Raw genomic sequence first — 21,091 nt, forward strand, 5'->3', positions numbered from 1 at the left:
TTCAACGAACTTCGCCGCGAGTATCGGCGCCGATGTTACAGAGGTGCGGGAGGAATTCATCGTGGATGTGCGGCCCTAGTTTGAAACGGGACGCCGCCCGGTCTTTTGCCCAGCTATCCTCCCGATTCATGATTTCGTATTTTATATCACAAGATTGCGGAAAACGAGGGGGGCAAAACGACGAGGCGGGTGACAGACCGTCACCCCGATATTGACCGTAAATCACGCATGATCGCCGCTGTCCGCTCCGCACCGGAAAGGTCGATATCGGCGGTCGATGGCTTTGGCCGCGACAGCGCCTTGTCGATGGCGCCGACCAGCAGATCCGTCGTCAACCCCGCCTCCGGCAGGGCGAGCGCCAAGCCGAGTTTCTCGAGACGCTCGGCACGCACGGACTGTTCGGTTTCGCCACCGGCCGTAAATGGAACCAGAATGGAACGACAGCCGGTGACGAGGAGATCCCCGACCGTGTTATAACCCGCCTGCGAGATCGACAATTCCGCGCCGCGCAACAGCGACGGGAAATCCTTGCGGAACCGGACCACCGTCACATTGCCGGGCGCATCCGTCGCCAGGCCGGCAAAATCCTGTTCCGGCAGGTTCGGCCCGGTCACCAGCAGCCAGCGCCGATCGGTCGCGATGCGGCTTGCCGCCTCCAGCGAGGCGCGGATCAGGTCGCGCCCGACCGCGCCGCCGCCGGCCGACACCACGATGTCGAAGACTTCGACCGGTTCCGGCGGCAAGGGCGGCGCCACGATGCCGGTATAGGTGATCTTGTCGGAAATCGCCGCCGTCAGCGGAAAGGTTTCCTCCAGCCGGACGAAGCCCGGATCGCCATGGACGAGAACACCGTCGAAATGCTCGCGGAGCAATTTCACCGTCTCCTCGTCGCGCCCCGGCTTCTTCTGCTGCTGCAGGATGTCGCGCACCGAGGTAAAGAGCTTCGGCCTGGGATCGGCCTTGGCGATGGCATCGAGCAGCGGCAGCAGTTCGAAGCGCATCTGGCGGCGACCGAAGGGGAAGGCTTCGATGATGACCACGTCGGGCTCGGCCGCGCGAAAAGCCTCCAGCAGCAGGTCGCGCCGCGCCGAGAGAAATTCCTCGCCGGCAGCCTCGCCCGCCTGATCGGCCAGGCCGGAAAAGCCGGCACTGCTGGCAACGACCGGCGGCAGGGTGACGGATGTGACATCGGGTCCGGGAAAACCACTGACCGGCAAGCCGCCGGTGACCACCGTCACCTGGCAGCCGTCCCTAGCCATGGCACTGGCGATGCGGCTGGCGCGGGCGAGATGGCCGATGCCGAGCAGATGCTGGACGTAGAAGAATACCCGCGGAGACGATGTCTGGAGGGCCGTCATGCTGATTTCCGCCACTGCTCTTCCTTTTGCCACTGCTCCTCGAACAGCCGCGTCAATTGCCGGATGCTGGAATGATGGTCGAAATGCTCGCGCACCCGCCGTTCGGCGGCGTCACCCAGCCGATGGCGCAGCGCCGGGTCGCGGATCGCCCGTTCCAGTGCCACTGCCAGCGCTTGCGGGTCCTCCGGCGGCACCACGAAACCATTCTCACCATCGGTCAGAAGTTCCGGCACGCCGGAAATATGGGTCGACAGGCAGGGGAGACGCTGGCTCGAGGCTTCCACAAGCACGTTCGGCAAACCGTCGCGATCGCCATCGGCCGCGACCCGGCAGGCCAGCGCGAAAAGGTCCGCCTGGCGATAATGGGATAGCACCTCTTCCTGCGCCAGCGCCCCTTTCCAGGTGATGCGGTCGGCGATGCCGAGCGTGTCGGCCAGTCCCTTCAGCTTGGCCAGCCCGTCGCCGCCGCCGATGTGGGTGAAGCGCCAATGGAGGTCGGCAGGCAGCAGCGCCAGTGCCTTCAAGAGCACGTCATAACCCTTCTTCTCCACGGCGCGGCCGACGCTGAGAAGGAAGACGGGATCGGAGGCCTGCGAACCGTCGCGGTCGGAATGCGCGCCGGCAAAGGGGCCGAAGCGGGCGAGATCGAGGCCGTGATAGCTCAGATGCACATGGTCGGGCACCGAGGCCAGATCGCGCATGTGCTCGTAGCCGCTGCGAGTGCAGGTCACCGCCCAGCGGGCGCGGTCGAGCTTTTCGGAAAGCTCCCAGTCCGGCGAGGTCCAGATATCCTTGGCATGCGCCGAGCAGGTCCAGGGAATACCGGTCATGATGCTCGCATAGGCCGTCACCGAGGCCGGCGTGTGGATGAAATGCGCATGCAGCCATTCGCCATTGTCCGGCCACTCATGCGCCAGCACCAGCGCCTGTCCGAAGCGGCGCACGCGGTTCGGGGTGATATCGCGCTTCAGGTCGGCCCAGAACTGCTTCAGCAGCGGCTTGAAGCCCGGCTTGCGAATACCGGCGAAGAAGGCGCGCAGGACGCGCAGCGGCTCGTCATGGAGATATTCCGGCAGATAGACCACCCGCGCCTTGATCTCGTCATGGACGGGATGGCGCTTCTTGTCGGTCGGCCTGCGCATCGAGATCAGCGTCAGGTCGAAGCCGGCCTTTTCCAGGCCGAGCAACTCCTGCGCGATGAATGTCTCGGACAGGCGGGGATAGCCCTTGAGGACCACCAGGATCTTTTTGCGCATCGACAGGTTCCGATGCTCTATTCGGCGACGATCGACAGCGGCGGATATTGCTCGCGGTCGTCGAACCATTCGCCGACGATGCGGGAAATATGCACCAGTCCTTCCAGCCGCATATTCTCGCCGCTCGCCGAGGGCGGCGCGCGCTCCGGCAGGCGCTTCAGCGCCGCGGCAAGCTGCTTCGGATCGGCCGATTCTTCCGGCAGGAGCATATCGACGAGGCCAAGCTCGCTTGCCCGCTGGGCCCGGATCAGCTGCTCCTCGCGCGGCCGCGTGCGCGGGATGATCAGCGCCGGCTTGTCGAAGGACAGGATCTCGCAATAGGTGTTGTAGCCGCCCATGGCGACCACGCCCTTGGCGCCGGCGATCAGTTCCTCCATCTTGTTGTCGAATTCGATCACCTGAAGACAGGCAATCTTGCTGGCACGCTCCAGAAGCTGGATACGCTCCTTGGCGGGCATATAGGGGCCGAGCACGATCAAGGTCTTGTGCTGCAGGGTGTCGTCCTGCTCATAGGCGCTGACGACATCCTTGACGAGATCGGCGCCATCGCCGCCGCCGCCGGTGGTGACCAGCAGGTAGTCTTCATCCGGCACATGTTCGGACTTGGTGCCCTGCGAGGAGACGCTGCGCTGCAGGAAGCCGACGAACTCCATCTTCCGGCGCACGCCGGCGGGCACATCGAGACCGGCGAGCGGATCGTAGAAATCCGGCGGACCGTAGACCCAGACGCGGTCGTAGAACTGGTCGATCTTCTGCAGCGCGTTGTTCTTCTTCCATTCGGCGTCGAGCAGATAGGGAGCGTCCATGACGTCGCGCATGCCGAGCACCAGCGTCGTGCCGCGCGCCTTCAGATATTGCAGGGTCTCCTCGACCTCGCCCTTGAGGCCCATCGGCTCCTTGTCGACGATGAAGATGTCGGGCTGGAAGGTCTCGGCCGTGTGGCGGATGATCGACTGGCGCATCTTCAGCGTTTCCTGAAGATCGACATGGCTCGCCATCGACGTATATTCGCCGTCGCGCAGCTTGATGACGCTCGGCACCTTCACGAAATCGACCCGCGCCCGATAATCGAAAGCGCCGGCGATGGTCGCGCCGGAAATGATCAGAACCTTCAGCCCGCGATAGTTCTCGACAAGCGCATGCGCGATCGTCCGGCATCGCCTCAGATGACCCAGCCCGAACGTGTCGTGACTGTACATGAGGATTCGAGCATCTTCTAAGCGCCGCTTCATGGGCAAAAACCTCGGGGGTGGAAGTCATTTTCGCGGGGTGCTGGCACGCGCCGCCCGCAGCCGCTCTTCAAATTGCAATCCATGTCCTGGCCACGTTTTCCGCTATTTGTAGGGATCGGCCGCGTCGCGCAAGCCATCTCCTAAAAAGTTGAACGCCAGAATGACCAAAATGACCGGCACCATCGGGAAAAGGAGCCAGGGATAAAATGCAATGACGCTGACGCTCCTCGCCTCGGTCAAAAGGATGCCCCAGCTCGTGATCGGCGGGCGAAGGCCGAGGCCCAGGAAGCTCAGCGCGGTTTCGCCGAGGATCATGCTGGGAATCGAAATCGTCGCCGTCGCGATCAGGTGCGACATGAACCCCGGCACCAGATGACGGCCGATGACCCGCGGCGTGCTCGCACCCATGAGCTGCGCAGCAAGAACATAGTCTTCCTCGCGCAAAGACAAGAGCTTGGAACGTACGGCGCGCGCAAGGCCGGTCCAGTCGAGGATGCCGAGGATGATGGTGATGCCGAAATAGATGAGGATCGGGCTCCAGCTCACCGGCATGATGGCGGCGAGCGCCATCCACAAGGGTAGGCTCGGCAGCGATTGCAGCACTTCGATGACACGCTGCACCAGCAGATCGAAAAGCCCGCCATGGTAGCCCGCAAGACCGCCGATGACGATGCCCAGCACGAAACTGATGGCAATGCCGATCAGCCCGATCGTCAGCGAGATGCGCGCACCGTAGATGATGCGCGACAGGACGTCGCGCCCCAGGCGGTCGGTGCCGAGCAGATACATCTGGCCGCCGACGGCCGGACAGACCAGATGGACGTTCGAATCCACCAGGCCCCAGAAGCGATAGGCGTCGCCGCGGCAGAAGAAGCGGATCGGCTGAACATCCGCGGTATTGTCGGTATAGACCCGCCGCAGCGTATCGAGGTCGAGCGTCATCTTGCGGCCGTAGACGAAAGGCCCGACGAACCGGCCCTTGTCGAAGAAATGGACGGCCTGCGGCGGCGAATGGATATACTCGACATTGCGCGTATGCAGACCATAGGGCGCCAGGAACTCGACGATCAGGGTCATGCCGTAAAGCAGCAACAGGAAGATGCCGGAGGCAAGCGCGAGCTTGTGCCGCTTGAACTTCCACCACATGAGCTGCTTCTGCGAGGCCATGTAATAACGCGCCTGACCGGCGGACATGGCTTCGAACTGCTCCGGATCGAAAGCGGCTGTCGAAACGTAGTGTTCGAGAGGGGCGCCGGGGCGCGGCAGGGGTGCGGTCACTTCGTGCTCCTGCCTTGCAAGCGGATACGGGGATCGAGGAAGCCGAGCGCGATATCCGAGATCAGCACGCCGACGACGTTCAGGAAGGCGAGGAACATCAGGAAGGAGCCGGCCAGATACATGTCCTGGCTCTGCAGCGACTTGATCAGCATCGGCCCTGTGGTCTCCAGCGACAATACGATGGCGGTGATTTCCGCTCCCGAGATGATCGACGGCAGGATCGAGCCAATGTCGGCGACGAAGAAGTTCAGCGCCATGCGCAACGGATATTTCACCAGCGCCTTCAGGGGATGCAGCCCCTTGGCGCGAGCGGTGATGACATATTGCTTCTGCATCTCGTCGAGCAGGTTGGCGCGCAGGCGGCGGATCATGCCGGCGGTCCCCGCCGTGCCGACGATGATGACCGGTATCCACAGATGCGACAGGATCGAACGCGCCTTTTCCCAGCTCATCGGCTGCGACAGGTATTTCTGATCCATCAGATGGCCGATGGAGACGCCGAACCAGACATTGGCGAAATACATCAGGATCAGCGCCAGCATGAAATTCGGGATGGCGATGCCGAGCAGGCCGAGGAAGGTCAAGCCGTAGTCGCCCCAGCTATATTGATGGGTGGCGGAATAGATGCCGATGGGAAACGCGATCAGCCAGGTCAGCAGGATCGTCGTCATCGACACCAGGATCGTCAGCCACAGCCTGTCGCCGACGACCTCGGAGACCGGAAGCTGATATTCGAAGGAATAGCCGAAATCGCCGTGCAGCATGCCGGCGGCCCAATAGACATATTGCAGGGCGATCGGCTTATCGAGCCCGTATTCGTGGCGAAGGGTCTCGATCTCCTGCAGGTTGGCGGTCTCGCCCTGCGCGCGCAGCTCGGCGAGCTGGCTTTCGAAGAAGTCGCCGGGCGGCAGCTGGATGATGGTGAAGACCAGTATCGAGATGACGATCAGCGTCGGGACCATCACCGCAAGGCGCCAGAGGATGTATTTAAGCATGGGGCTTATCCTCCTTCAGCCAGAAAGTATCGGGCATATAGACGCCGAGATAGCAGGTCGGATCGAAACCGAAGAGCGCTTTCTCCGGCACGTTTTGCAGGCTGGTGGCATGAAGGATCGGCTGCATCGTGCCGTTGATCAGGCCGATGGAGAAGACCTGGTCGGTATAGATCGCCAGCATCTGATGCCATATCTGGGCACGCTCGAAGGAGGACGCCGCCTTTCCCCATTCGCCGAGAAGCCTGACCAGCTCCACCGCCTCCGGCACGTCCGGCGCGACGCCCTGAGTCTGGCGGGAAAGATAATACATGCCCCAGAGCGGCCATTGCATCTGGTCGTCCATTGTCGGCGCGAGCTGACCGGGATTCATGTCGGCGGTCGCCACACCATTGTCGAGGCCGTACCAGATCGACATCATGATGCGGCCGCCCATGGCGCGGCTGCGGAAAATATCGCGCTGCGAGACGCGCGTGAACAGCGCGATGCCGATCTTGCGCCAATGATCGGTGATCAGTTCCAGGACATCCGTGTCGAGCGTGCTTTCGCCGGGGGTCTCGACCGTGATCTCCGCCGGCCGGCCGTCCGGCAGCAGGCGGATGCCGTCCTCGTCGCGCTTGTCGAGGCCTGCGGCATCGAGCAGCGCATTGGCCTGATCGGGATCATGCGAAATCCACGCCGCGGCATATTCCGGCCTGTAGAGCGGACTGTCGGGCAGGACGGTGTCGGCGCTCTCCGTGCCGAGACCATAGAAGACGGCCATGTTGATCTCGTGGCGGTCGATCGCCAGCGACAAGGCCCGGCGAACGCGTACGTCGCGCAGCACTGCCCGCCAGACCTCATCGGCGCTGTTGAGGTTCGGCAGCAGAGCGACGCGTGAACCGCGCGTCGATTTCCAGAGATTGACCTTCACCGGATAGTGCTTCTCCGCCTCCTTGAGGAGGGTATAGTCGTTGAAGTCCATGCCGGTCGCCTGCAGGTCGCTTTCGCCGGCATTGGCCTTGGCCGTTATGATCGACGGCGAGCTGATGCTCAGCACGAAACGATCGACATAGGGCAGCTGCCGGCCATTCTCGTCGACGCGGTGGAAATAGGGATTGCGCTCGAAAACGAATTGCTCGGCCGGCGGCGCCGTCGTATTGCGCCAGGGATCGAGCACGGGCAGCTTGGGGTTTTCCGGCCTGTAGGCGCGGCCCTTCTTGATGTGCATGTCCTGCCACTTGCGCACGCGCGCTTCCTGCATCAGCGAGGCGAGCCGGATACTGTCCTGATATTTCTTGTGGAACTGCTTCAGGTAGTGCGCCGGGCCGGAGATCACCAGCGGCTGCGGCGCGGCCAGGCTCGGCAGGAAATCCGGATTGGGCTCGTCCCACGTATAGCGCACCGTCAGATCGTCGAGCACCTCGAAGCGCGGCAGGCTGCCATGCGGGCGCAGCTCCAGCGCGCCGCCGCCCGGCGTCAGCTCCTTGTTGAGGATGACGTCTTCCCACCAGTAGCGGAAATCCTCCGAGGTAAAGGGCTTACCATCCGACCACTTGTGGCCCGCACGCAGTTTGAAGGTGAAGACGCAATCGTTGAGGGCGGAATAGGATTCGAGAATATCCGGCTGCAGCGTCAATGTCTGGTCGTAACCGACAAGACGGGCATAGCCATAGATGGTCATGAAACGGATATCGTTCTGGCTGCCGATGATGGTGCGCACCGTGCCGCCATAATGACCGGGCACGCGCCCGAGCGCCTTGACGTTGACGACGCGCGGAAATTTCGGGATGCGCTTGACCAGCGGCGGCATCTGGCCGGCACGCAGCCAATCGGCCAGAAACTCCGGTTCGTTGTCCACTTCCGCCGCTCTCAGCTGAAACGGCAGTAGGCTGGAGGCCATGAGGCCAAGGAAGGTTCGACGGCTTACCACGTGCGCAGTTCCTGAACATCGGCGCCGCGGCGAGCGCGCACGAAATGACCGCCGCCAAGATCGGCATAGGCAAGATCCCCATCCTCGCTTTCCGCGAATTGCGGCCCCCAGCTCTGCTTGGCGGCCGGACCTTCGCTGTTCAAGGCGGAGAAATCAAGCGGCCGGTCGAGATCGGGGAATGGCACCGCGGCGAGCAGCGAGCGGGTATAGGGATGAACGGGATCGCGCAGGATGATCTCGCGCGGGGCAATCTCGACGATGCGGCCGCGCGCCATGACGGCGATGCGGTCGGCCATATAGTCGACGACGGCGAGATTGTGCGAAATGAACAGATAGGTCAGACCAAGCTGCTTCTGCAAATCCTTGAGAAGATTGAGGATCTGCGCCTGGACGGAGACGTCGAGCGCCGAGACGGGCTCGTCGAGGATCAGCAGCTTCGGCCCCAGCGCCAGGGCGCGGGCGATGCCGATGCGCTGGCGCTGGCCGCCGGAAAAGCTGTGGGGATAGCGGCTCAGATAGTGCTGATCGAGCCCGATCGCCTGCATCAGCCCCTTGACCTTCTCCTGGCGCTCGGCGCTGTCGCCGTGCCCGTGGATCTCCAGCGGCTCGCTCAGGATATTGCGGATCGTCATGCGCGGCGACAGGGAGGAGACCGGGTCCTGGAACACCATCTGGATCTTCGTGCGCAGATCCATCAGCGCGTCGCCCTTGGCGGCAAGCACGTCGATCTTGCCGTCGCCGTCGTCGAAGGACACCGAGCCGCCATCGGCGGTGACAGCACGCATCAGGATCTTGCTGACCGTCGTCTTGCCGCAGCCGCTTTCGCCGACGAGGCCAAGACACTCGCCGCGGCGGATATCGAAGCTCACGTCGTCGACGGCGCGAAACGTCGTGCCCTCGCGCCGGCCGAACAGCCCGCTTCCCTTCGACGTATAGGTCTTGGAAAGATTGCGCACGCTCAGCAGCACCTCGGGCGCTGCCGCAACATCGGCCTTGGCCTTCTTCTTGCCGGAGAAGGTGCCGAGATTGACCGGCACGTCGCGCAGCGATTTCAGCCGCTCGCCCGGCTTCATGTCGAAATGCGGCACAGCCGACATCAGCGCCTTGAGATAGCGGTGCTTGGGTTGGCGGAAGATCGTCTCGACCGGCCCGGCCTCCATGATCTCACCGTGATAGATGACCACGACCTCGTCGGCCATGTTGGCGACGACGCCGAGATCATGGGTGATCAGCAGGATCGCCATGTTGAACTTTTGCTGCAGATTGCGCAGCAGACCGAGGATCTGCGCCTGGATGGTGACGTCGAGCGCCGTCGTCGGCTCGTCGGCGATCAGAAGCGCGGGATTGCAGATCAGCGCCATGGCGATCATCGCGCGCTGGCGCATGCCGCCCGACAGTTCGAAAGGATACATGTCGAAGGTGCGCTGCGGATTCTGGAAGCCGACGAGGCTCAGCATCTCCTCGGTCTTTTCGCGCTGCTCCGCCTTGCTGCTGGCGGGATCGTGGATGCGGAGCGCCTCGCTGATCTGATTGCCGACGGTGTGCAGCGGCGACAGCGACGTCATCGGTTCCTGGAAGATGTTGGCCATGCGCGCACCGCGCAACTGACGTATCTCAACGCCGTCGCGCGGCAATTGCAGAATGTCGGTGGTGCGGCCGTCGAGCGGGTCGGTGAACAGGATGCGGCCGCTCGCCTGCGCCGGCGTCGGCAGAATGCCCATGATCGACTGACTGATGATCGACTTGCCGGAGCCGGACTCGCCGACCAATGCCGTCACCTTTCCGGGCAGGACCCGCAGGTTGGCATTCTTGACCACGCGAAGCTTGTCCCCATAGATGGAGAAGGCGACGTCGAGGTTCTCGATACGCAATAAATCAGTCCCTGACGCCATGCCTGAGTAGTCCCGCTTCCACGACCATTATGGTCCTGCGCGGCACACTAACGTAGGCCATAACAGGTGTCCAGTTGGGTCAAAGAAGGACCTGAAACTGTTAAGAAACTGTCGTTTTTCCAGCGCGCCAGCGAAAGATGCTTCACTAAGTCTGCCTTAATATCATTGAATAAACTTTTCGACTTGCGGACGCTTCTCGAATTTCTTTGCATCGCGATGGAGAAGAATGACCTGCTCGGCCTCCGACAGACCGTCGATCGCGGTATCGTGAAAAACATCCGCCATCCTGCCAGTCGCGGCATTGGCCTTGGGATGCACGACGGTGAAGCGCTGGCGCACGCCGCGCAGCTTCTCCTCGCCGAGCGTGACCCATTCGCAGTCGGTATAGCCGGAGAAAGCCTGGCTCGCGACCACTTCCGTCACATATTTCTTCGTCAGGCCCTGCAATCGCTGCACCTCATTGACGGCGGCGCCGAAGGCGGAGAAGGTCAAGCGATCCTTCAGCCCGACATTGCCGAACATCACATTGCCGACATGCAGGCCTATGCCGTAGCGGACTTCGCCGAGGCCTCTTGCCTGGCGATCCTTGTTGAGCGCGGTCACCCGGCTCTGTGCCTGGAAGACGGCCGACAGCGCCGCCTCGCAAGCGACCTTCGAGGGGTCCTTGTGCCGGCCGCAGGGATAGACGGCGAGGAAGCCATCGCCGAGGAAACTCAGGATCTCGCCGCCATTGCGGTTGAACGGCGCGGCGATGGCGTCGAAAAACTCGTTCAACGTATCGATATAGGCCTGGCGGCCTTCCTTTTCGGCATAGACGGTGGATTGCCGCATGTCGCCCATGACCAGAGCGGCCCGGATCGTCTCGCCGTCGCCACGGCGGATCTGGCCGTTCAGCACGCGCTTGCCGGCATCGCCACCGAGATAGGTGGTGAGCATGTTGTTGGCGAGCTTGCCGAGAACCGCCATCTTGGCGGCCATGGCGAGATGGTTCTGCAGGCGCATCAGCGCGCCGATCATTTCCTCGCTGAAACCGCTCATGCTGTCGGTCGACCAGGAGCCCATCATCCCCTGCGCCGAACCCGCGTCGAAGGTCTGGACGAAGGCGATATAGTCGGTGATCTTTTCCTGGCGCAGATCCTCGAAGACGGGGAATTCCAGCGGTCCGTCGGCATCGATCCGGCGGCGCAGATGCAGAAGATTGTTGGCGAGCAGGTAATAATAAGGGCTTCGTACGAAGCGCTCCGGCTTGTCGTCCGCATGCCGATAGCCCTCGATCGTCAACCCGCCGGCACGCCGCCAGGTAAAGCCGAGCGCATCATAGAGCGGATGCAGCATCGAAAAGGTCAGGTGCACGCGGGCGATCGGCAGGCCGGCGGCGGCAATGCGTTCGCAGAAGCCACGAACGATCGTCTCCAGATTCTCGCCCGTCAGCGCCGCTTGGGTCAGCCATTCGGCGACCTTGTCCAGAAAAATATCCGAAACACTCGAATGGACTGTCATCATCCCCGCAGCCTATCCTTGTCATCAAGATTAACCGACCCGTCACCGATGCCGGAGGATGGAACGCGGCCGCGTCCATGTCCAAGCCTATCGGCACTGATCGGAGAGCAAATATGCGACAAGCGACGGCCGTTGTCTCCCTCGCGGGTTCGCATGCATGTCGTCGCCTTAAAAGATTTCACCATGTCCTCGCGCCGTCCGGTTTGGATACCACACGGCGGAAAGACTCGCCGGAACGGCGAATCTCGTTTTGTTCTTCTTACATAGGCGCAGCATCTCGCTGAAACAATGGCTGAAAACAGTAGGAGGCAGAAATTTCGATCGCTATCGTCACGATATGCCGGCCGCCGGCCGCGAAGCGGAAAGGCCTTCGCCATCGCGCAGCTTGTCACGCAGCGCCATGGCGGCCATGGCGTAGCCGCCATCGGCGCCGTCGATGAAATGCATGTGATCGCGCATCAGCGGCGTCGGCACGAAGCAGGTCATCAGGGCGCTGTCCTGCCGGTGCAGGCCGTAGCGGCAGACGCCTTCCGCCTCCGCCTCGCGCAAGCGCGCCTCGATGCGCGCGAGGTGGGATGCATCGACATCGATGGTCATCTTCAGCCCGTCGTCGAACTTGCGGAAATCCGAATTCGCGGCGAGATCGCGCCGATAGATCTTGGCGTCGAAGGTCGCGGCGCGGATGCCGAACTTGTCGAGAATGTAAACGAGCACGATCTGGGCCGCGATCGAAAGCTTGCGCCACCAGCGATGGGCGACCGGCATCGTGGCGCGGGCCTCGATCTCGGCTCCCTCGAAAGCGAGCACCGGCGTCGGTCCTTCGACAGGCACGGGATGGGCGTCGCGGTTCTGCTCCGCGGAAATGGTTATGATATCGGCGACGAGGCGGCGGAATTCGGGACCGCTGCCGGCCGCATCCGGCACGGCGATGATCGAAACGATCTCGCCATTATGCGCCGCGATCGGGTTCCATCGGCAGGAAAGGCCGGTCAGATCGGGCCGTATCTCCGGCGGCGCGGCTTCGACGGCGAAACGGCCGGCCTTCATCTGCTTTTCCGCCCAGCTCGCGCCGCCGCCGACGAACATGGCGTAGGAGACGAATTCGCTGGGGCTGAAGCGGGCGACCCGCACGTCCAGCCCCTCGGCCCGGATATCGGCCATGGACACCAGCGCGGCGCGCAGGCTGAGCCGCAGCTCTTCCGCAACCCATGTCCGCACCGCCGCCAGCGCTGCGCGCGTGCGGCTTTCGCCGGAGGGCGGAATGGCGACCAGGGCACCGTCGCCGCCGAAGACAAAGGGATAGTCGCCATGATCTAGCGCGTTGAGCACGGCCGAAATCACGCTGGCGCCGGCCATGTTGACGGACTTGTATTGACCGGAGGCAATCGCCTGCGTCGAACTGACGATATCGGCCACCGCCAGGAACCAGTCATCCGGAAGCGGGTGGTAGTTGCCGCCATCGGTCACGCCCTCGAACCGGGTGAAGCCCGGCAAGGTCCGGAAGAAATCGTCCTTCGATGGATCGGTCATGATCATCCCCCTTCACCGACGAGCGCCGCGACAACTTATCCCTATAGCAACCGCATCGAAAAGCCAGCGGGCGGTCGACGCGGCGATACCACCCATGATACTCCGGCTGCGGGAGAGAGACCACGATGCCAAAGACGAGACAGATACGATGAGCCGCCTGGACAGTTTCATCCGCCGCCTGACCGCGCAGCGCGACATTCTCAACGCCATTGCCGGCGAGGTCGAAGCGCTTGACGGTCCCATACTGGAGCTCGGGCTCGGCAATGGCCGCACCTTCGATCACCTGCGTGAACTGTTTCCCGATCGCCGCATCGTCGCCTTCGATCGCGCCGCCAACGCCTATGGCCCTTCCATGCCGGAGGCAGGCAATCTGGTGCTTGGCGAGATCAAGGATACGGCGGCGGACTTTGTCGGCATCGGCGCGGCGCTTGCCCATGCCGATATCGGCACCGGCTACGAGGACAAGGATGCCATCACCCTGACCTGGCTGCCGCGGATCATGGCCGGCGTGCTTGCGTCCGGCGGCATCGCCGTCAGCGGCCTGCCGATCGATCATCCGCAACTCGATGCGCTGCCGCTGCCGCCGAGCGTGAAGCCAGGCCGCTATTTCATCTATCGGCGCAAATAGAGCATTTGTTTCCACGCAATTGCGGACGGAAAGCCGCTGCGCACTTTTCCCGGAATTGCTCCGGCATCAGCCGAAAAACAGCACGTCGAACTGCTCGCCCTCGATCGGTAGGTCGACGACCTTCATCGCCGCGCTGCGATCCCCGAAAAAGGCAAGGCATTCGTCATAGTGACCGGCGAGGTCGGCGATGAAGGCCCTGGCCTGTTCCGGGCCGTAGAAGGCTGGCGTGAATTCCATGTAGAGCGGTGTCTTGCGGGCCATCAGGGCCTGCATCGACCTTGCGGCAACGGGCTCGTAGCCTTCGATATCCATCCAGACCAGCCCGACATCGGCGGCTTCGACGCCGGCTTTCGCGAGAATATCGCCGACCGGCTGGACCGGCACGGAGATCCTATCGTCGCTGGCGCTTTGGCGAAGCGCGCTGCTTTTGCCGTGGTTCTTGCGGTTCAGATAGAAATCGAGCTGCCCGCTCCGGTCGCCGGCGGCGCAGTTGACCGCAGTCACCAGATCCTGCAGCCCGTTATCGGCGATATTGATCGACAGCAGCCGGAAATTGCGGGGATCGGGCTCGACGCTGACGATCCGCCGATAGGCGCCGCTGAGCGCGAAATAGCAGGTCTGCGTGCCGATATTGCCGCCGAGTTCGAGCAGCACCGTGCCCCTGCGCTGCAGGCCGCGCTCGCGCAGCACCGCCAGCAGCCGATCGACGTGATCGCGCTCGAAATGTCCTTTGCGGAACACCTTGCGGCCGATGTAGTCGGCCGGCGAGAAGCTCATGACATGATCGCCGCAATCCACCGTCATCGTCTGCACGCGCGGCCCGATGGCACTGATGAGGATGTCACGGCCGAGGCGGGTATCGAACAGGCGCGTGGCGACGCGATCCCTCATCTTTCGAAGGGCGCGTTTCCAATATTTTGTTGTCAGTCTCTTGGCGTTCGGCATAGGGCGCCATCCCTACACCGCTTGCATGCTCATGCAAAGCGGCGGCTTTCCTCCTTCGACACGATATAGACGCGCAGCGGCTCGCCGCGGCCGCGAACGGCGATCTCACGGCTTTCGATCCCGGCTATGTCGACGCCGGAAAGCTGCGCCACCGGTTCGGAGAAGACGAGGGTGCGATTGAATTCCTTGGCGACGCTTTCGAGCCGGCTCGCCACATTCACGGTATCGCCGATCGCAGTCACGTTCTTGACGCTGCCGTAACCCATCGAACCGACCACCGCCAGGCCGGTATGCAGTCCGATGGCGATCTCGAGCGGCGCCGCCAGATCATCGGCCAGTTCGGTGCTCAGCCTGTCGATTTCCCGGACGATCTCGGCGGTCGCCTTCAGGGCCTGCCGGTTGGCCTCCTCCGGCGTGGTGCGCAGGCCGAACAGGGCCATGGCGCCATCGCCGATGAACTTGTCCATCCTGCCGCCATTCTCCTCGACGATACGGCCGACGATGGCGAAATAGCGATTGAGCAGGAAGACGATGTCGAAGGGCAGGCGCGATTCCGTCAGCGAGGTGAAGTGGCGCAGGTCGCAGAAGAAGACGACGATCTCGCGCTCACGGCCGGGGCTTGCAGCCTGGCTGTAGACGGGAATCGTCGATTCCGCCATCGGCGTCAGAAGCGGCAGGACGCTGACATCCGATGTCGGCCGCAGCTGGCAGGCGAGACGGACGTCCGGCGTCGCACCGATCCGGTCCAGTGTCTTCCGTTCCAGCGCATCGGGCGGCGGCAGCTTGTCCAGTCCCTCGATGATCTGCACGCGGCAGGTGGAACATTGTCCCTTGCCGCCGCAAACCGAATAATGCGGAATGCCGCCGAGGCGGCTCGCTTCCAGCACGGTGAAGCCGCGCGGAGCATGCACGACCTCGCCACCGCCATAGCGGATCGCCACCTGATGCTGCCGCTCGCGCAGCCTGCGATGGGCGCGGAAGGCAAAGAGCCCGATGATCGATGCGCTGAAGGCGCCGTAGAAGCCGACGCGATAAGGCCATAGAGCGCTGGATGCCTTGACGCCCGGTGTCGAGCCGCTTTCGCGGAAGCTGCGCACATCGCTGTAATAGCCGCCGCGATAGCCGCGCTCGTCTTCCTGCGCGACCTCATGCGCCACCGTCTTTCCCATCGCGGCGAACCCCAAGAGCGCAAGCACCGGCAGGGTAATAGCGAAAGACAGCATGACCGGCGCGATGGCCATGTACCAGGAGCGATAGCGCAGCCAGAAATGAATGCCGATGCAACCATGAACCCAGACGAGCAGCAGCACAATCGACTGGCGCAGGCCGTTGAGCGGCGACGTCACCCAGAGGCTGCGGACGATGGTGCGGTAGTTGTCCTGAGCGCCGTAGATCTCATGAACGATGCGCGTGGCGATGATGTGGTCGATCAGCAGCAGAGGCACCAGCAGGCCGGTGACGATCTGGAACGCCTCGCCCGCCGGCATGACCAGGGTGCGCCGCCGGTAAAGCATGCGCAGCACGAGGAGAATATGGACGATCAGCGCACCGTAAAGCAGGACCGTGCCGATCGGATTGCGCCAGACGACCAGGAACAGGCGCTGCGCATGATCGGCGACGCTGAGAGAAATCAGTCCGAGGGAATGATTGGCCAGATGCATGATCACGAAAATGAAGATGATCAAACCGGAGCCGAGCCGGAATTTTCGCACAAGACGATCGGAAATAAAGGGTTTTCTCGCCTCGGTCGTCATCAAGCCCATTTTACATTGTCCGTTCACAAGGGAACGGAAAAGGGTTATCGCCTAATCCTCTAGCCGCAATGCCGCATCCTGTCGAGGATGCGGCCACCGTGGCCAGGGCCTTATTTGTCAAGCAAACTGTCGGAATTCGGGCGTTTTTCTCACATTTCCTGGCTGAACCATCACTTAATCGTCAACGATCGGCTCGCGCCATGAAGATCGCCTTCTACGCTCCGTTGAAATCGCCCGGACACCCGGTACCCTCGGGAGACCGCTTGATGGCGCGCCTGATCATCGCAGCCCTCGAAATGGCCGGGCATCGGGTCGAACTCGCCTCCGAACTGCGTAGCTTCACCCCGACGCCGGCGGCGGAGCCACGCGCCGAAATCGCCGCAAAAGCCCAAGAGGAAATCGACCGGCTGCTCAGCAAATGGCGGGACGAACCGCCGCCGGATCTCTGGTTCACCTATCATCCCTATTACAAGACGCCCGACATGATCGGGCCGCGCGTCGCCGCCCGCCTCGGCATCGCCTATGTCACCGCCGAAGCCTCCTACGGCCGACGGCATGACGAGAGCGGCTGGGGCGACAATCAGCGGCTGGTGGCCGACGCCGTACGGCAGGCCGCCGTCAACCTGTGCTTCACCGAGCGCGACCGGGCCGGTCTCGCCGATGCCATTCCCGAGGGCCGGTACGAGCGCTTCCTGCCCTTCATCGACACCGCGCCCTTCGGTCCTGTCATCGAAGCGCATGCGCCACATCGGCTGATCACCGTCGCGATGCTGCGCCGTGGCGACAAGTTCGACAGCTATGTGATGCTGGCACGGGCGCTGGAGCTGATCCGCGATCGCGACTGGACCCTGACCGTCATCGGCGACGGGCCGATGCGCGCGGAGGTGCGCGCGCTGTTTTCGACCTTTGGCGACGCGCGCATTTCCTGGCTCGGGGAACGAACCACCCCACAGATCGCGGAGGCGCTGCGGGCCGGCGGCATCTATGTCTGGCCCGGCTGCGGCGAAGCCTATGGCCTTGCCTATCTGGAGGCGCAGGCGGCAGGCCTGCCCGTGGTGGCGCAGGCGACCGCCGGCGTGCCGGAAGTGGTGATGGACGAGGTCACCGGCCTGTTGACGCCGGACGGCGATCTGAGAGCCTATGCCGATGCCATCGCGCGGCTCCTGGACGACGACCGCGAACGGCAGGCCATGGCGAAGGCCGCCCATCGCTTCGTCCATGAGGAGCGGTCGCTGACGGCGGCCTCGGCGCGACTTGAGACCATCCTGCGCAAACATCTGGGAGAAACCTATTATGAGCGATAGAGCCGAATGGCAGCCCCTGCGCGACGAATTGCGGCGCTGGGCCGATGCGGGCCGCAAGGCGCAACTATGGTTCCGCGACGACGACGCCATCGAGCCGACCGACGCGCTCGATCGGCTGCTGGCACTTTCCAAGGATTTCGACCTGCCCATGACACTGGCGGTCATTCCGGCCCCGACGGGCCAGCCGCTCGTCGAGCGCCTCCTCCCAGAGAAGCGCGTGACGGTAACCGTACACGGCTGGACGCACCGCAATTACGCGCCGGACGAGGCCAAGAAGCAGGAACTCGGCCTGCATCGCCCGCAGGCCGTCGTGCTCGACGAACTGCGGGAGGGGTTCGACAAGCTGAAAGGCCTCTATCCCGGCCAGTTCGCACCGATGCTGGTGCCGCCGTGGAACCGGATCGACAAGGCGCTGCTGCCGGAGCTTGCCGCCTTCGGCTATCGCGCCGTTTCCGTCTACGGACTGGCGAAGCCGAGGCCGATCCCGCTGGTCAACACCCATGTCGACATCATGGACTGGCACGGCACGCGCGGCGGCCGGCCGCATGCGGAGCTGGTGGAGCTATTGGTCGGCGAGCTCCGGAACCGCTTCGAGGGCAATGAGGAGCCGATCGGCATCCTCACCCATCATCTCGTCCATGATACCCTGGCCTGGAGCTTCATCGAAACGCTGTTCGACGAAACGGCTGCGCACGCAGCCGTCGATTGGCGTCCGGTCGGCGATTTCATGAATTGAACACCCAGCCCGAAGCCGGGTCTCAGAGCACCAGAACCTGGCGGTCGAAAGCGGCAAAGGCGCCGGGGAAGCTTGCCTGCGCCTCGCGCTGCATCTCGTCCAGATCCTTGTCCGTGCGCCACTGCGCGTGATGGAAGAGCGCGATGCGCTTGGCGCCCGCCTTCTTTGCCAGCTTGATGCCCTCCTGCCAGGTGGAGTGACCGAAGCCCAGATGCTTCGGCATCTCCGCTTCGGTATAGGTCGTGTCGTAGACGACGAGATCGGCGCCGGCCATCAGCGACAGGGCGTTTTCGTCCAGCTGGCCTTCCACATGCTCGGTATCATAGACCAGCGCGATGACGCGGCCGGCCCATTCGACGCGATAGCCGATGCAGCCACCCGGATGATTGAGCCTGGCGGTGTGGATCACGATGTCAGGATGCGGCTTCAGCGTCTCGCCGGCCGAGAAGTCGCGAAAACCCATTGTCGCGCGACAGATATCGGGCTCGACCGGAAACCACGGCGGACGCATGAACTGGCTGATGAGCTCGCGCGTCGTAGTCTTGTCGGTGAGATGGCCCGACCAGAGATCGACGCTGACATTGGGATCGTAGATCGCCTTGAAGAAGGGCAGGCCGATAATGTGGTCGTAATGCGAGTGGGTGAAGAAGATATCGACATTGCGCACGCCATCCTTGGCCAGCGCCGTCGCCGCTTCCCGTAAGCCGGTCCCGGCATCGAAAATGATATGCCTGTCGCCATGCCGTAATTCGATGCAGGACGTATTCCCGCCATAACGCTCGAAGTCCGGTCCTGATACGGGGATACTTCCCCGCACACCCCAGAATTTGAGCTCGAAACTATCGTTTTTCATAGAAGTTTTGACACCGTACCCCTTTCCATCAAGGTAAGCACACTTTTCCTATCGTGCGAAGCCAGCAATTTTCACAAAGATCACACTGTTGTGAAAACAAATCCTTTCGGCTCACCAACGCGGATACGCGATTGATGTTCGGCCGCGGTTCGCATGCACCTAATATAGGTATGCGGTGGCAAACAAACGAATCCACTGGTTTTTCGGGTAAAACGGCCGAAATCCGGCACCGGATCGGTCGCCCGCAACGGCTTCACCAGCCCGCTGCTGCGCCGGTGGATCGATATCTGTCAAAATCAAAAGGAGTTGATGATCCGGCCGCCGTCCTTCATCTGCCGCATCATCAAATGGGCATGATAATGCATGGCGCATTTGATGGCATAGATCTGGAGCATGAGCGGCGAGCCGCGGCGGCCAAGGAGTTTCCAGACGCGCCGGCGGTAGAGGCGCCGAAGATCGGCATCCTCGACGGTTCGCATCAGCCGGACGAATATCCCCATGGCTTCCACGGCCCAGCCTACATTCAGGGCGAGCAAGCGAAAGGGGTGGCGGCGAAGATGGGTCAGCCGCGTCCGTTCCGGCTGAATGCGGGCATCGAGATAAAGCGCGTCCAGCCTGTCGAAATAAGCCGTCGCCGCGTTCAAATCATCCAAGACGTCGAGATATCCGTCCCGCAGGCTTTCGCGGCTGAGATTGAGGGGAATGACGTTGGTGCCGAATGCGGGGGGATCGGCATGATCGAGCCGGCCTTCCTTGTCCAACCGCGTGTATAGCGGCGTCTTGGGTATCGCTGCCAGCATGCCGATCATGGCATTGACGATCCTGGACTCCCGGATGAAGGCCCGTTGAGCGTCGAAAATGGATGCGTCATCGCTGTCGAAGCCGAGGATCATGCCGCACCAGATCTCGATGCCAGCCTCCTGGATGCGATGGATCTTCTCCAGCATGGTGGCGCCCTTGCGTACATTCTGCAGCTTCTTCGTCTCCTTCAGCGCCGCCTCGTTCGGCGTTTCGACACCGATGAAGACGACCCGCACATTGGCATCCACCATCAGCTGCGTAAGCTCGGGATCGTCGGCAAGGTCGATGGAGGCCTCCGTCAGGAAGGTCATCGGGTAATGATGGCGCTCCTGCCAGGCGATGACCTCATGGAGAACCTCCTTGATCGCCTTCTTGTTGCCGATCAGATTGTCGTCGACGATGAAGGCCGTATCCATGCCGGCCGATAGCAGCGCCTCGATCTCGGCGATGATCTGCGCGCTCGTCTTGATCCTCGGCCGCCGGCCGAAGACGACGATGATGTCGCAGAACTCGCACGTGAACGGACAACCGCGCGAAAACTGGATGCTGCCGACCGCGTAATCGTCCATCTTCAATAGATCGAAGCGCGGTATCGGCACCGTGCTCATATCGGTCCTGTCCGCCTGCTCGTATCGGCCGACATGGCGCCCTTGTTTCCATTCCCGCAGGAATCGCGGCCAGGTCTCCTCGGCCTCGCCGATGAAGGTCACATCCGCAAGCCCTTCGAAATAGGCCTCGTTGACGGTGATCCAGGGACCGCCGACCACGGTGAAGCAGCCGCGCCGCTTCAGCTCCTCCAAAACTTCCCGCATGCGGAAGCGCTGGACGATCATGCCGGTCAGGCCGACGATGTCGGCGCTCACACAAAGTTCGTAGTCGATCGGCTCGACATTTTCATCGATCAGCGTGACGACATGTTCGTCGGGGGTCAGCGCCGCCAGCAGCGGAAGACAGGCCACCGGAAGATTGGCCTTGGCGCCGAAGATCGGCAGCACATGCTCGAGGCCCCAATACGACGTCTCGAAGCGCGGGTTGATGATAACGATATGCGCCATGCTGAACCGCCCCTTCGCCTGAAGAAACTTCGTTTGGCTCTCCGGGGTGGCTCCGTGCGGAAGCC

General features: G+C 62.6%; 16 protein-coding genes. 3 read left to right on the forward strand and 13 right to left on the reverse strand.

Annotated elements, in window-relative coordinates; all coding sequences use genetic code 11:
* Window positions 1-200 precede the first annotated feature (200 nt).
* From FHX11_RS15405 to FHX11_RS15445, 9 genes are all read right to left on the reverse strand, one after another.
* A complete protein-coding gene (locus tag FHX11_RS15405) occupies window positions 201-1,358 on the reverse strand; it encodes a glycosyltransferase (RefSeq protein WP_184358514.1) in 1,158 nt (385 codons plus the stop codon).
* Window positions 1,355-2,620 carry a glycosyltransferase family 4 protein gene (locus FHX11_RS15410; protein WP_184358763.1) on the reverse strand — a complete coding sequence of 422 codons (1,266 nt, stop codon included), beginning with the start codon at window positions 2,618-2,620 and terminating at the stop codon, window positions 1,355-1,357. The genes FHX11_RS15405 and FHX11_RS15410 overlap by 4 nt, the downstream gene beginning before the upstream one ends.
* 11 nt (window positions 2,621-2,631) lie before the next feature.
* Window positions 2,632-3,846 carry a glycosyltransferase family protein gene (locus FHX11_RS15415; protein ID WP_184358515.1) on the reverse strand — a complete coding sequence of 405 codons (1,215 nt, stop codon included), beginning with the start codon at window positions 3,844-3,846 and terminating at the stop codon, window positions 2,632-2,634.
* A 102-nt stretch (window positions 3,847-3,948) separates the two neighbouring features.
* A complete protein-coding gene (locus tag FHX11_RS15420) occupies window positions 3,949-5,124 on the reverse strand; it encodes an ABC transporter permease (RefSeq protein ID WP_184358516.1) in 1,176 nt (391 codons plus the stop codon).
* Entirely contained in the window at window positions 5,121-6,119 is a 999-nt protein-coding gene (locus FHX11_RS15425) for an ABC transporter permease (RefSeq protein WP_184358517.1), read from the reverse strand. The genes FHX11_RS15420 and FHX11_RS15425 overlap by 4 nt, the downstream gene beginning before the upstream one ends.
* Window positions 6,112-8,028: an ABC transporter substrate-binding protein gene (locus FHX11_RS15430; protein ID WP_184358518.1), complete on the reverse strand. Its 1,917-nt coding sequence runs from the start codon at window positions 8,026-8,028 to the stop codon at window positions 6,112-6,114. The genes FHX11_RS15425 and FHX11_RS15430 overlap by 8 nt, the downstream gene beginning before the upstream one ends.
* The gene (locus tag FHX11_RS15435) at window positions 8,022-9,920 is read right to left on the reverse strand and encodes an ABC transporter ATP-binding protein (RefSeq protein WP_184358519.1); all 1,899 of its coding nucleotides are present in this window, start codon (window positions 9,918-9,920) and stop codon (window positions 8,022-8,024) included. Before FHX11_RS15435 ends, FHX11_RS15430 begins: the two co-directional genes overlap by 7 nt.
* Before the next feature lie 162 nt (window positions 9,921-10,082).
* Window positions 10,083-11,423 (reverse strand): adenylate/guanylate cyclase domain-containing protein, encoded by a 1,341-nt coding sequence (locus tag FHX11_RS15440; RefSeq protein WP_184358520.1) that lies wholly within the window; start codon window positions 11,421-11,423, stop codon window positions 10,083-10,085.
* 327 nt (window positions 11,424-11,750) lie between these two features.
* Window positions 11,751-12,950, reverse strand: a complete 1,200-nt coding sequence (locus FHX11_RS15445; protein ID WP_184358521.1) for a DUF3095 domain-containing protein — start codon at window positions 12,948-12,950, stop codon at window positions 11,751-11,753.
* A gap of 148 nt (window positions 12,951-13,098) precedes the next feature.
* On the opposite strand from FHX11_RS15445, the gene FHX11_RS15450 reads away from it, so the two are divergent.
* Window positions 13,099-13,578, forward strand: coding sequence for a class I SAM-dependent methyltransferase (locus FHX11_RS15450; RefSeq protein WP_184358522.1), 480 nt, complete (start codon window positions 13,099-13,101; stop codon window positions 13,576-13,578).
* 66 nt (window positions 13,579-13,644) lie between these two features.
* On the opposite strand, the gene FHX11_RS15455 is transcribed toward FHX11_RS15450, so the two are convergent.
* Both FHX11_RS15455 and FHX11_RS15460 read right to left on the reverse strand, forming a co-directional pair.
* A complete protein-coding gene (locus FHX11_RS15455) occupies window positions 13,645-14,523 on the reverse strand; it encodes an FkbM family methyltransferase (protein WP_184358523.1) in 879 nt (292 codons plus the stop codon).
* Between the two features lie 29 nt (window positions 14,524-14,552).
* Window positions 14,553-16,277 (reverse strand): adenylate/guanylate cyclase domain-containing protein, encoded by a 1,725-nt coding sequence (locus FHX11_RS15460; RefSeq protein WP_184358764.1) that lies wholly within the window; start codon window positions 16,275-16,277, stop codon window positions 14,553-14,555.
* Window positions 16,278-16,477: 200 nt separating this feature from the next.
* Between FHX11_RS15460 and FHX11_RS15465 the strand changes: the two genes are divergently transcribed.
* Together FHX11_RS15465 and FHX11_RS15470 are read left to right on the forward strand one after the other, a co-directional pair.
* Complete coding sequence (locus FHX11_RS15465; protein WP_184358524.1) at window positions 16,478-17,581, forward strand: glycosyltransferase family 4 protein; 1,104 nt, start codon at window positions 16,478-16,480, stop codon at window positions 17,579-17,581.
* Window positions 17,571-18,317 carry a polysaccharide deacetylase family protein gene (locus FHX11_RS15470; RefSeq protein WP_184358525.1) on the forward strand — a complete coding sequence of 249 codons (747 nt, stop codon included), beginning with the start codon at window positions 17,571-17,573 and terminating at the stop codon, window positions 18,315-18,317. The genes FHX11_RS15465 and FHX11_RS15470 overlap by 11 nt, the downstream gene beginning before the upstream one ends.
* A 22-nt stretch (window positions 18,318-18,339) precedes the next feature.
* Here the strand turns inward: FHX11_RS15470 and FHX11_RS15475 are convergent, their stop codons facing one another.
* Entirely contained in the window at window positions 18,340-19,170 is an 831-nt protein-coding gene (locus tag FHX11_RS15475; RefSeq protein WP_184358526.1) for an MBL fold metallo-hydrolase, read from the reverse strand.
* A gap of 296 nt (window positions 19,171-19,466) precedes the next feature.
* Complete coding sequence (locus FHX11_RS15480; protein WP_184358527.1) at window positions 19,467-21,026, reverse strand: radical SAM protein; 1,560 nt, start codon at window positions 21,024-21,026, stop codon at window positions 19,467-19,469.
* Window positions 21,027-21,091: the final 65 nt, after the last annotated feature.

The organism is Rhizobium sp. BK602 (assembly GCF_014195095.1).
Lineage (GTDB): Bacteria > Pseudomonadota > Alphaproteobacteria > Rhizobiales > Rhizobiaceae > Rhizobium.